12 protein-coding genes are annotated in these 12,053 nt (G+C 62.2%); 7 read left to right on the top strand and 5 right to left on the bottom strand.

Annotated elements, in window-relative coordinates; genetic code table 11:
- The first annotated feature begins 84 nt into the window (after positions 1–84).
- The 5 genes from LB547_RS05015 to LB547_RS04995 all read left to right on the top strand — a co-directional run bounded on the left by LB547_RS05015 (position 85) and on the right by LB547_RS04995 (position 5,111).
- Positions 85–957 carry an undecaprenyl-diphosphate phosphatase gene (locus LB547_RS05015; protein WP_140762358.1) on the top strand — a complete coding sequence of 291 codons (873 nt, stop codon included), beginning with the start codon at positions 85–87 and terminating at the stop codon, positions 955–957.
- A 209-nt stretch (positions 958–1,166) separates the two neighbouring features.
- Positions 1,167–1,793: a transglutaminase-like cysteine peptidase gene (locus tag LB547_RS05010; protein ID WP_140517673.1), complete on the top strand. Its 627-nt coding sequence runs from the start codon at positions 1,167–1,169 to the stop codon at positions 1,791–1,793.
- 132 nt (positions 1,794–1,925) lie between these two features.
- A complete protein-coding gene (locus tag LB547_RS05005) occupies positions 1,926–2,708 on the top strand; it encodes a phosphodiester glycosidase family protein (RefSeq protein WP_140656018.1) in 783 nt (260 codons plus the stop codon).
- Between the two features lie 172 nt (positions 2,709–2,880).
- Positions 2,881–3,963 carry a GH25 family lysozyme gene (locus tag LB547_RS05000; protein ID WP_140656016.1) on the top strand — a complete coding sequence of 361 codons (1,083 nt, stop codon included), beginning with the start codon at positions 2,881–2,883 and terminating at the stop codon, positions 3,961–3,963.
- A gap of 173 nt (positions 3,964–4,136) precedes the next feature.
- Entirely contained in the window at positions 4,137–5,111 is a 975-nt protein-coding gene (locus LB547_RS04995; RefSeq protein WP_224655758.1) for a DUF3592 domain-containing protein, read from the top strand.
- A gap of 10 nt (positions 5,112–5,121) precedes the next feature.
- Here the strand turns inward: LB547_RS04995 and LB547_RS04990 are convergent, their stop codons facing one another.
- Positions 5,122–5,460 (bottom strand): hypothetical protein, encoded by a 339-nt coding sequence (locus LB547_RS04990; RefSeq protein WP_224519152.1) that lies wholly within the window; start codon positions 5,458–5,460, stop codon positions 5,122–5,124.
- A gap of 206 nt (positions 5,461–5,666) precedes the next feature.
- Between LB547_RS04990 and LB547_RS04985 the strand changes: the two genes are divergently transcribed.
- Both LB547_RS04985 and LB547_RS04980 read left to right on the top strand, forming a co-directional pair.
- A complete protein-coding gene (locus LB547_RS04985) occupies positions 5,667–6,188 on the top strand; it encodes a hypothetical protein (protein ID WP_140517670.1) in 522 nt (173 codons plus the stop codon).
- Positions 6,181–6,807, top strand: coding sequence for a hypothetical protein (locus LB547_RS04980; protein ID WP_140517669.1), 627 nt, complete (start codon positions 6,181–6,183; stop codon positions 6,805–6,807). The genes LB547_RS04985 and LB547_RS04980 overlap by 8 nt, the downstream gene beginning before the upstream one ends.
- Positions 6,808–6,857: 50 nt before the next feature.
- Here the strand turns inward: LB547_RS04980 and LB547_RS04975 are convergent, their stop codons facing one another.
- From LB547_RS04975 to LB547_RS04960, 4 genes are all read right to left on the bottom strand, one after another.
- Complete coding sequence (locus LB547_RS04975) at positions 6,858–7,064, bottom strand: type II toxin-antitoxin system HicB family antitoxin (RefSeq protein ID WP_140517668.1); 207 nt, start codon at positions 7,062–7,064, stop codon at positions 6,858–6,860.
- Positions 7,065–7,068: 4 nt separating this feature from the next.
- Entirely contained in the window at positions 7,069–7,239 is a 171-nt protein-coding gene (locus LB547_RS04970) for a type II toxin-antitoxin system HicA family toxin (RefSeq protein ID WP_140762355.1), read from the bottom strand.
- Between the two features lie 40 nt (positions 7,240–7,279).
- Positions 7,280–11,047, bottom strand: coding sequence for a vitamin B12-dependent ribonucleotide reductase (locus LB547_RS04965; RefSeq protein WP_140517666.1), 3,768 nt, complete (start codon positions 11,045–11,047; stop codon positions 7,280–7,282).
- A 666-nt stretch (positions 11,048–11,713) separates the two neighbouring features.
- A complete protein-coding gene (locus LB547_RS04960; protein ID WP_140493741.1) occupies positions 11,714–12,025 on the bottom strand; it encodes a PilZ domain-containing protein in 312 nt (103 codons plus the stop codon).
- Positions 12,026–12,053 lie beyond the last annotated feature (28 nt).

Genomic DNA, 12,053 nt, shown 5'->3' with positions numbered 1-12,053 from the left:
TCCCATGGCGGTATGGCTTGCCCAGGGGCCGATCGCCCCAGTCGTTCCCCGCGCAACTCCGATCTCTCTGACATGGAATTCGACATGGCCGACAGCTGCATGCAAGGCATGGACATGGGCTTTGTTGGCCTGGGCTACGCCAAGGTCGCATTTCTCGGCTTGGTGCAAGGCATCACCGAACTGCTGCCGATTTCCTCGACCGCCCACATGCGCGTCGTCCCGGCGGTGCTGGGCTGGCAAGATCCCGGCTCCGCTTTCTCCGCCGCCATGCAGCTTGCGGCCCTCGCCGCGGTGATCAGCTACTTCTGGAACGATGTCAGGGACATCCTGTCCGGTTCGGTCAGTGCCTTGAAACGGCGCGATTTGGCCGACCGACATTTCCGGCTGGCGCTCTGGATCGTGCTGGCGACGATCCCGATCGTCATCGCCGGCGTGGCTCTGTCTGGCCTTCTCAACGCCTGCAATTCGCCGCTGCGCGGCCTCGGGGTGATCAGCTGGGCCTGCATCGTGATGGCACTCCTGCTGGCGCTGGCCGAACTCCGTGCCCGCCATGCGCGCACCATGGGCCAGGCTTCCATGGCCGATGCGCTGCTCGTTGGCATCGCCCAAATCGGCGCATTGATCCCGGGCGTCTCGCGGTCCGGTTCGACCTTGACGGCAGCACTGGGGCTCGGCTTCAAGCGGGAAGAAGCGGCGCGCTTTTCATTCCTGCTTGGGCTGCCGGCCATCGCACTCGCCGGTCTCAAGGAGCTCTGGGAACTGCACAAGGCCCATCTCGATGCCCATGGCTGGTCGATCCTCGCGGTCGGCCTGGTCGTCGCCTCGCTATCCGCCTTCTTCGCCATATGGGGCCTGATGCGCGTGCTGGAACGCTTCTCAGCCTGGCCTTTCGTCATTTATCGCGGCGTGCTCGGCATCGCCTTGCTGCTGGGCCTGGCGATGGGATGGCTTGCCTGAAGCAATCCCGGGAAAGCGCGCAGCGGTTTTCCGCCGGCGTCAAACAAGGGACTAAAAGGCAACTCCAGGAATGTGCGAGCCGGTGTTGCTTCGGCGCAACCCCGGTCGGGCATGCGTCGATCGCCAAAGATGTGATCGGCCGCCTTCATTGACTCCAGGCAAAATCCATCTTTAACGTTCTGTTAACAAAAATAGATGGGTGGGGCCGTATGGCATCCTCGGTGGGTTGGCGCCGCAAGGCGAGGGGTTTGGGGTTTGCGTTGGCGCTGACGGCTTTTTGTTCGGCCGCGGGTTTGGCGAATGCGGGACCGCTTTCCATGACTATCGGCGGGCAAACCTCCCAGCCGATCGGGCACTATGATTTTTGCAAGGTCCATTCTGCCGAATGCTCCATCCGCTCGCCCGCCAACGCTCCGGAGAGCATGACCGGCCAGCTGTTGCGGGAAATTTCCGCCGTAAATCTCTCGGTCAACACCCGCGTCAAGCCGATGAGCGACATGGACAATTACGGCAAGGATGAGTGGTGGGCCTACCCCGATAACGGGTTTGGCGACTGCGAAGACTACGCGCTTGAAAAGCAGCGCGAGCTCCAGGCCGCCGGCATTGCAATCGCCAATCTGCTGATGACGGTGGTGCGCAAGCCGGACGGCGAAGGCCACGCCGTGCTTACGGTGCGCACCGACAAGGGCGATTTCGTCCTCGACAATCTCAGCGACAAGGTTCGCCTCTGGAACCAGACAGGCTATCGCTATCTGAAGAGACAGGCGAGCGACAACAGCGGTCGCTGGGTTTCCATCCTTGGCGGCGACGAGCGGCTCGTCAGCTCTGTTCAATGATGTCGCCGATGTCTTGCGTCGGCAGCCGCACTTCGACCTTGGCCGTTTGATCCATTCCCGCTTGGGACCGTTCTTGCGTCGTGCCGGCGAATGCTGGCGGCGGCTCGTTGGAACCGGCAATCCGGTGCGCGCATGGATCTTTTGACTGTCCTCCAATCCGCGCCATTACTGCTCGCGCTGATCAAGATCGCGCTGCCGTCGGCGGCGGCGATCATGGGGGTCGGCCAATGGTTCGCCTCGTTGCCGCCGTGCCGCGACCTCGTCTTCGAGGCCACCAGCTACCTGGTCTGCGAGGTCGATCCCAGGCAATATCGGATCGAATTGTTCTGGAAGGATCCGGCCGGCAAGCCCTATCACTCGCTGCACAATCTCGACGATGCCCAGCGGCGGGCCGGGCGCACGATGCTGTTCGCCATCAATGCCGGAATGTACCATCCAAACCTCGCGCCGGTCGGCCTGTATGTCGAGCGCGGGCAGGAACTGGCCTCGGCGAAGGTCGGGTCGGGAAGCGGCAATTTTTCGCTCCAGCCCAATGGTATTTTCTACATCAGCGACGGCAAGGCCGCGGTCCGCGCGACAAGGGATTTCCTAGAGAAGCGTCCGCCCACCGATTATGCCACGCAGTCCGGGCCGATGCTGGTGATCAACGGCAAGTTGCACCAGAAATTCCGGGCCGACAGCACCTCGCGCAAGACGCGCGACGGTGTCGGGGTGCGAAAGGACGGCGTCGTTGTCTTCGCCATTTCGAATGGCACGGTGACATTCCATGCATTCGCACGCCTGTTTCGCGACGGGCTCGGCTGCGACAATGCGCTGTTCCTCGACGGGTCGATATCGAGCCTGCTCGCGCCGGCCATCGGCCGCAATGACGACTACTGGAACCTGGGGCCGATGATCGGCGTCTTCAGGCGATAGGATGGGGCAGGCGTAGATTGCGCTTGTCGTCGCGCACGGCCCACACCCGCAACCGTGCCGAACATGCTTAAAAACTTGATTCAATCTTTATTGGTAATTTCTCGTTCATAACTAGACCTGGTTTGTCCGTCGGCCGTTGCCTTCGGTCTGTTGTGTTTGAGTACAGGTCCAGATGCGGTTACCAGGCGCCGTCAGTTTCGTGATCGCAACGCTGTGCCTTGCCGGCTGCTCGTCGACATCCGGCATGGACGCGCTGGACATCCAGAAGCCGTCGAACGAGATCACCAACTCGGTGGTGCGACCAAGCGCGCCGATCGCATCCGCCCCAGTGACCAAGGCCGAACGGAGAATGGCAGCCGAACGGAGGGTGGCGGAAGCCACGCCGGTGGACGAGAATGTCCGGCCCTATGGCCTGGCGGAGGAAGAGACGGTGGCGTTTCCGGCGCCCGACCTGCCGGACAGCGTCGAGCCGCCGGTCGTCGAGCCGGCGGCGCTTGTATCGCCGCCGAAGCTCTTGTCACGGGCGGCACCGCCGATGCTGGCCGGGCCTGTCACGCGCTACGGCTTTCGCGATGCCAAGCCGATCAATTTCGGCCGCTCCTCGCCCCGCCACCTTGCCGTGCATGGCGTCGACGTGTCGCGCTGGCAAGGCAACGTCAACTGGGAGAAGCTGCGCGCCCAAGGCGCCAACTTCGCCTACATCAAGGCGACCGACGGCGGCGACCATCTCGATCCGATGTTCACCAGGAATTGGCGCAACGCCGACGCCGCAGGGCTGAAGCGCGGCGCCTATCATTTCTTCTACTGGTGCCGCACCGCCGGCGAGCAGGCCGACTGGTTCATCCGCAACGTGCCCAGGGTCGAGGGCGCTTTGCCGCCGGTGATCGATGTCGAATGGAATGGCGAATCCAGCTGCAAGCGGCGGCCGTCGCGCGAAAAGGTGCTGGAGAAGATGCAGGTGTTCATGGACAAGCTTGAACGCCATTACGGCCAGCGGCCCATCATCTACACCGCGCCCGATTTCTACCGCGACAATCTTCGCGGCGAATTCCTCGATTATTCGTTCTGGCTGCGCGCCGTGGCGCAGCACCCCTCAAAGGTCTATCCCGGCCGCAAATGGCTGTTCTGGCAATATTCCGGCTCCGGCCTATCGCATGGCGTCACCGGCCGCATCGACCTCAACGTCTTCCACGGCGACGAGCGCCAATGGCGCGCCTGGGCCGGCGGCCGGCAGATGGTGGCCGACGCGGATTGAAACAAGCCATCAGGCTTGGCGTGCTTCGCTCTCCCAGGTCTCCGCCGGTTTGGCCAGCAAATGGGAGACGATGATGAGCATCCGCGGAGGCTTCGGCCGTTTCAGCGAATAAGCAAGACATTGCCGTCGTCATGATGTCTATGTGCGGGCTCCTGAACTCCGGGGGAGATGAGTTGGAACTCAAATTTCTGTTGGTCGGCTTTGCCTGCGCGGTCGCCGGCGGGCTGTCGATCGTCACTTTCCTGAAATGGCGAGAGGTCAAAGCGGTCAGCCGCTGGTTGCCGGCGCCGGGAAAGATCATCTCCTCGCGCGTCGAAGCGCGCGAGGTCCGAAGCTCCGGCTCCGGGTCTGACAGCAGCGATTCCACCGAGATCCGCAATTTTCCGGCGATCACCTTCGAGTACAAGGTGGATAAGAAGACATTTCAGAGTTCGCACTACAGCGTGCAGGAAAATCTGGGGAATTTCGAAGTCGCCGAAACCCTTGCGCGATTTCCCCGCGGCGCAGCCGTGACCGTCTTCTATAACCCTGTCGATCCGGCCAAGGCCGTGATCGAGCGCACCATGCCGGAGGGCGCCTTCAAATTCATGGTGCAGCTTTCCGCCGGGCTGGTGGTCGGCGCCCTGGTGTTGGTGTTTTCCGTCGGCGGTGTCCTGGAGGCGATCGGCCCGTATTTGCCCAAGCCGCAGTATGTCGGTGCGGCGGCTCTGTTGCTGTTCATGGGCCTGTTTGTCCTGCGCATGGGCTTCGTCCAGAAATCGATGGCCGAGCAGGCGGCAAAATGGCCGGTCGCCGTCGGCCGCATCGACGCGTCGGGCCTGCAGGCGATCAAAATCCGCGAGCGGACCGGGAGCTATCGGCCCTGGCGTACTGTTTTCAAATCCCGCATCGTCTACAGCTATGGCGTCGCCGGCCAGCGATACAGTGCCGATCGCATCGCTTTCGGCGCCAGCGTGACGGCTTCGTTGCCAGGCCTCGTCGGGGCTCAGGCGCGGTGCTATGTCGAGGGCACCAAGGTGGACGTGCACTATGACCCCGCCAACCCTGCTTCGGCGGTGCTCGAATGCAGGGTGCTCGGATTGTGGGTGCTGTGGGTCTGTTCGGTTGGCTTTCTCGGCAGCGCTGCTTTTCTGGTCGGGCTGGTCTGACGCGAACGCCTCAGCAATGCACAAGAAGTCCGCTGTCGAAGCCAGGCCAGGTGAACCGCATCGTGGCGCCATGCCTCTCGATATGGATGACACGAGTGAAGGGCTCCTCCAGTGACGGGTACGATCCGTAGCACCGGCTAGCATGTACCACCCAGCCGGTCGGCGACTTGCGAAATGACGCGTGCTCGCAGCCGAACTCGGGCAGCGACAGGGCCGCTCGGTCTACGGAGTAGACGGTCTGGCGTTGGATGTCGGCGGCCGCGTGGCAGTTCAGTCGGTCGCTGGACCAAGTCCCGACATAGGGCGACGCCGCCAGCGCAGCACCAGTCGCGAATGCGGACATTGCCATCGTAATCACCAAACGTCGCATCACCACCCCTCGATCAGTGCGCTCGACCATACAGGCTGTTGGGTTGCGAGAGATAAGTTTTCGTCCAAGGAGCCGACAATGCAGCCGTTCCGGATTTCGCTTATGCTTTTGCGTGGATGATGCGACTGTGCGGGACGGTATGCGGCCAGCATTTGGCTTTCACAACGCTTTCCCAGGGACATTTGATGATCACCCGTAAACTGGCCTTCGTCTTCGCGGGTCTGCTCAGTTCGATGCAGGTGGCGAACGCCGGGGAATGCTTGCTGAGCCATGCCACCTATCGGGAGCAGCGCTCCGGTGCGGTCATGCAATTCCGGCCGCTCGCCAATGAGCCGGCGGCACTGACGGCGCAGGTGTTTTCGCTGGCCGTGCCCAAGACCGATATCCGCCTCCCGGCCGATATCACCTGGACCAACGGCAGGAATTCGTTGCCGCTCGGCACCATCCGCCATCCCTGCACCGACGATGACCGCGAAGCGGGGCTGCAGGACGGCAGCGGCCTGTGCAGGATATGGGAGGGCCAAGTCTATGCCTTGACCGGAGGCGGCGCCGAGCAGTTGAACTCGCGCGAAGCGACGCCGGCGCCGAAAGGGCTGCTGCTGCCGGATTTCGGCGTGGCTTTCACCGATTGGGTCGACTTCGCCAACGCCAACCCCGGTGGCTCGGCGTGGGATGTCTTCACTTTGACAGGATGCAGCGATGAATAGCGCCATGATATCGATCGTCTGGGGCAGCGCCCTGTTTGCGTCCGTGGCAATATCGGCCGTGGCACGAGCGGATGAACCGGCGCCGTCGCGCCCGCCCATCGACAAATGCGCCTGGGAAAGGCTGACCGACAAAACCGTCGGGCTCGCCGCCTGGGTGCAGCGCTGCGATTTCGGTTTCCGCCAGATCCACTTTGAGTTCGCAGGCGAGGCGCTCGCCGTCAAATACAGCGATGGCGGCGCGGCCGATCCTCTGGTTGAGGTATTCGACATCAAGCCCGGCGAAACTGCCGAAGCCGCGTTGCAGCGGCTGTTCCTGGAAAAGACCGACAACGCCGTCGGCGCACGCTGCGTGCTCGCCCCCTACACGGAAGGAACCGTGCCCGCCGGTGTCAAACGCTATACATTCAGCCCCGACGCCGCCTACGCGAAAGAGCTGAAGGCACTTGCCGACCCCAACGAGGTCCCCGAACCGCCCTGCGGCGACTGGGGCGAGATGCCCGATGGCATCCAGTATTTCGAGATACCGGCGGGTGCGGCGCAAAAGCTGCTGTTTGTCCGGATTGGCCAGGACGAGCCGCTGTTTGATGAGCAGACGCTGCGAGTGTTGCCGGCGGAATAGGTGCTGAGGTCAGAGGCTGATCTGGATTGGAAGGATCGCAGCGGCGCCTTCTATGCCTCTACATATTCTGCCAGGCTGACACTTTCGGGCACATCCAACCCATCGGCACGCAAGCCCTCGATATGAAAGCGTATTGCGTCGCGAATCTCGGTTTCCACCTCAGGCACCGTCGCGCCGGTCGCGATACAGCCGGGCAGGTCCGGCACATAAGCAGAAAAATTATCTCCTGCTTTTTCAATCACCACAGCGTAACGCATGTCGTCACTCCTTTAACCCGGACTGCTTGAGGATGCTGTTCAATGTCCCTGGTGCAACCTCTTCAGACGACTTGCCGGCCACGGTGACGCGGCCGGCTTTTATCTTGTGCTTATATTGGCGATGGCTGCCCTTGGTTGCAACCAGATACCAGCCATCGGTCTCCAGCAAGCGAATGACTTCGCGGACTGTAAGTAAGCCGAGGCGGCATCAGCTCTCAGCTGCACCCGCTCGTGCTTCCACACGTATCGCACTTCTCGCAGGTGCCGTTCCGCACCATGGTGAAGTTGTGGCATTCCGAGCATTCGTTGCCGGTGTAGCCCTGCATCAGCGATTGCTGGCGCCGGGTGGCGGCGAGCGCCTTGGCTTCCGCGGCTTCGTGCGCGGCGGCGTTGGAGAACAGCCCCTCGGCACCCGAAGCCTCGGCTTCCTCCTCGGCGATGTCCTCGACCAGTTCCCTGGCGCGTTCCTCATAGTCGCGCTTGTAGGCGATGGCCTCGTCGCTCGCCGGCTTCAGCGCCAGCACGTTGGAGCCAGAGAAGGCCGTCGGCGCCACGCGGGCAGGGGCCGTGGCCGGGCCAGACCCGCCAAATCCCTTAGGCTCGGCGCCCGACACCAGCTTGACCGGCGAGGCACCGCGATAAAGGCCCTTGGAGAACGGCGTGGCCTTGCCTTCGGTGATGCCGCGGCCAAGTGCCGTCTTGTCAAAATCCGACTGGTCGACATGGGCGAGGTCGTGGCGGTTGAGATAAGAGACCGCAAGTTCGCGGAACACGTAGTCGAGGATCGACGTCGCGTTCTTGATCGCGTCATTGCCCTGCACCATGCCGGCCGGCTCGAACTTGGTGAAGGTGAAGGCTTCGACAAATTCCTCCAGCGGCACGCCATATTGCAGGCCGAGCGAGATGGCGATGGCAAAATTGTTCATCATCGCCCGGAAGGCAGCGCCTTCCTTGTGCATGTCGATGAAGATCTCGCCGAGACGACCGTCGTCGAACTCGCCGGTGCGCAGGTAGACCTTGTGGCCGCCGACGACCGCCTTCTGCGTATACCCCTTGCGGCGGTTCGGGAGTTTCTCGCGGTCGCGGTAGAGACGCTCGACGACGCGCTCGACGATCTTTTCGGTGACCTGCACCGCACGCTGCGCGGCAGGCGCGGCGACCAGCTGTTCGATCGCCTCGTCCTCGTCCTCCTCGCCATCGGCGAGCAGCGAGGCATTGAGCGGCTGCGAGAGCTTCGAGCCGTCGCGGTAGAGCGCGTTGGCCTTCAGCGCCAGCTTCCACGACAGCATGTAGGCGTTCTTGGCGTCCTCCACCGTGGCGTCATTCGGCATGTTGATGGTCTTGGAAATGGCGCCGGAAATGAAAGGCTGTGCCGCCGCCATCATCTGGATGTGGCTGTTGATCGACAGCGAGCGCTTGCCGATCTTGCCGCAGGGGCTGGCGCAATCGAACACGGGGAGGTGTTCGGCCTTGAGGAAGGGCGCTCCCTCGAGCGTCATCGCACCGCAGACATGGATGTTGGCGGCTTCGATGTCCTTCCTGGAGAAGCCCAGTGCCGGCAGCATCTCGAACGAGAAGTCGTTGAGCTGCTCGTCGGTGAAGCCAAAGGTCTCCTTCACCCAGTCGGCGCCGAGCGTCCACTGGTTGAAGACGAACTTGATGTCGAAGGCCGACTTCAGCGCCGCGTTGAGCGCCGCGATCTTGTCGTCGGTGAAGCCCTTGGCCTTGAGCGAGCCGGGGTTGATGCCGGGCGCCTGGTTGAGATTGCCATGGCCGACGGCGTAAGCCTCGATCTCGGCGATCTGGCTTTCCGAATAGCCCAGCGTGCGCAGCGCTTCCGGCACGGCGCGGTTGATGATCTTGAAATAGCCGCCGCCGGCAAGCTTCTTGAACTTCACCAGCGCGAAGTCGGGTTCGATGCCTGTTGTGTCGCAATCCATGACCAGTCCGATCGTGCCGGTCGGCGCGATGACGGTCGCCTGCGCGTTGCGATAGCCGTGCTCCTCGCCGAGTTCGATGGCGCGGTCCCAAGCAGCCTTGGCGTGCGTCGCCAACTCCTGCTGCTTGAGGTCGGGAGCGACCAGCGGCACCGGGTTGACGGCCAGCTTCTCGTAGCCGTCCTTGTCGCCATAGGCGGCGCGGCGATGATTGCGCATGACGCGCAGCATGTTCTGCGCATTGCGGTCGTAATCGGGGAAGGCGCCGAGCTCGGACGCCATCTCGGCCGAGGTGGCGTAGGCGGTGCCGGTCATGACTGCGGTGAGCGCGGCGCAGATGGCGCGGCCCTCATCGGAATCGTAGGGAATGCCCGAGGTCATCAACAGGCCGCCGATGTTGGCATAGCCGAGGCCCAGCGTGCGGTAGTCGTAGGAGAGCTTGGCGATCTCCTTTGACGGGAACTGCGCCATCATGACCGAGATTTCCAGCACGATGGTCCATAGCCGCACCGTATGCTCATAGGCAGCGATGTCGATCGTGCCGTCGGCATTGCGGTAGGGGAGCAGATTGATCGAGGCGAGATTGCAGGCCGTGTCGTCGAGGAACATGTATTCCGAACACGGGTTGGAGGCCCGGATCGCACCGGCGGATGCGCAGGTGTGCCAGTCGTTCATCGTCGTGTTGAAGTGCAGGCCCGGATCGGCGGATGCCCAGGCGGCGTAGCCGATCTTTTCCCAGAGATCCCTGGCCTTCAGCGTCTTCAGCACCTTGCCGTCCTTGCGGGCGGTGAGATGCCAGTCGGCATCATCCTCGACGGCGCGCAGGAAATTGTCCTTCAGCGACACCGAATTGTTGGAGTTCTGGCCCGACACGGTGAGGTAGGCGTCGGAATCCCAGTCGGTGTCGTAGGTCTTGAACGACATCGAGGTGTAGCCCTGCTTGGCGAACTGGATGACGCGGTAGATATAGTTCTCCGGCACCGCGTCCTTTTTGGCCGCCTTGATCTCGCGCTTCAGTGCGGTGTTGACAGCGGGGTCGAAGCAGTCGTCGTCATGGCCTTCGCAGTTGACGCAGGCCTTCATGATCGCTTCGAGATGCTTCTTGACGATCTTGGAGCCGGTCACCAGCGAGGCGACCTTCTGCTCTTCATTGACCTTCCAGTCGATGAATTCCTCGATGTCGGGGTGATCGGCGTCGACGATGACCATCTTGGCGGCGCGGCGCGTCGTGCCCCCCGACTTGATGGCGCCCGCAGCGCGGTCGCCGATCTTGAGGAAGCTCATCAGGCCGGACGAACGGCCGCCGCCGGACAGCTTTTCGCCCTCGCCGCGCAGCAGCGAGAAATTGGAGCCGGTGCCCGAGCCGTATTTGAACAGGCGCGCCTCGCGCACCCACAGATCCATGATGCCGCCCTCATTGACGAGGTCGTCCTGCACGCCCTGGATGAAGCAGGCATGCGGCTGCGGGTGCTCGTAGGAGGATTTCGACTTGGTCAGCTTGCCGGTGAACGGGTCGACATAGAAGTGGCCCTGGCTCGGGCCGTCTATGCCATAGGCCCAGTGCAGGCCGGTGTTGAACCATTGCGGCGAGTTCGGCGCCACGCGCTGGGTGGCAAGCATGTAGGCAAGCTCGTCGCGGAAGGCGCGCGCGTCTTCCTCCGACTTGAAATAGCCGCCCTTCCAGCCCCAATAGGTCCAGGTGCCGGCCAACCGGTCGAAGACCTGGCGGGCGTCGATCTCGGACCCGTAGCGCTCGGCTTCCGGCAGCTTGGCAAGTTCGGCCTCGTCGGCGACGGAGCGCCACAGGAAGGAGGGAACATCGTTCTCCTCGACCTTCTTCAGCCGCGCGGGGACGCCGGCCTTGCGGAAATATTTCTGCGCCAGGATGTCGGCGGCGACCTGGGAGAATTGCGCCGGCACGTCGATATTGTCCAAGCGGAACACCACCGAGCCATCCGGATTCTTGATCTCGGAGAGCGCCTTGCGGAATTCGATCTCCGCGTAAGCCGATTGTCCCTGTCTGGTGAAACGACGCTCGATGCGCATTGTCCGGTCCCTTTTGTCTATATATAGCGCTTTCGTCGGGAGATTTCTGCTCCCAATGCGAAACGCGCATGTCCGCCGTCTGCCGGCGTTCGAAAACGGCCGGCTCTCCATTTTCGCGGTCTTCGTCCGCCTTGCTGGTCAAACTTCTTGCGAAGCGCCTGTCCAACTCACCGACGAACCCGCGGGTCCCTCAAAACTGATTTTTTCCGATTCCCTCACTCGAGGGAAATTCACATTATCTAGCGTCGAACCTGCCTGCAAACACTAAATATAGTGTTAACAGACAATTTATTCCAGTCCGACAATTCTCCCTTTTATCGCCCACGCCCCCACAATCCCAACGCTTCCGCCAGCCTCGTAAACAGGCGGAAATGTGGGGAAAAACGCACATAATCCGGGAAAAAGACCGGGCTCAGAACTTTCCGGTCGCGCTCTCAACAGGAGCGCATGGCCTATAAAAGGCGACTCGTTTTGCGCCGTCAAGGATTCGTTTGCGTAGCTTTTGTGACCTCAACATCTTGTGTGTCACACATGTGGATAACGGGGATAGAATGGAGCTGCCGCGGTAGCCCCCGGCCGAGGGGACAAAGACGCGCTTGTCAGGCTTCGCGACGGCTCCGGGGCGTGATCCAGGCACAGACCATCTGGCGCATCCGGCGTCGCGGATCAGCCGTAATGCGTCCTGGGCTTCGGCTCGGTTCCGGTGAAGTGCACCCCGATCCGGCCGTTGCGGCGCCAGCGGACCTCGCATCGATAGCCGATGCCGTCGACGGGCACATAGAGAAGGAAATGATCCGGAATCGTTGCTTCGGGCGGAACCTTGAGTTCGGCGCCACCTTCATTTTGATTGCGCAGCGTGCAGCCAACTTCCGAATTCGAGATGCCCGTGATGATCGTGCCGCCCTTGAGCACGCGCTGGCGATGCTCGCGCTTGTGCTCGTCGGATCTCTCTGGATTGGGATTTGCGGGATTTGTCATCGGTAAAACGCCAGGATCGGATCAGATC

The organism is Mesorhizobium sp. B264B1B (assembly GCF_020165765.1).
Taxonomy (GTDB): Bacteria; Pseudomonadota; Alphaproteobacteria; order Rhizobiales; family Rhizobiaceae; genus Mesorhizobium.
Note: the sequence above shows the minus strand (reverse complement) of the source record. Positions and strands in the feature narration are given on the sequence as shown.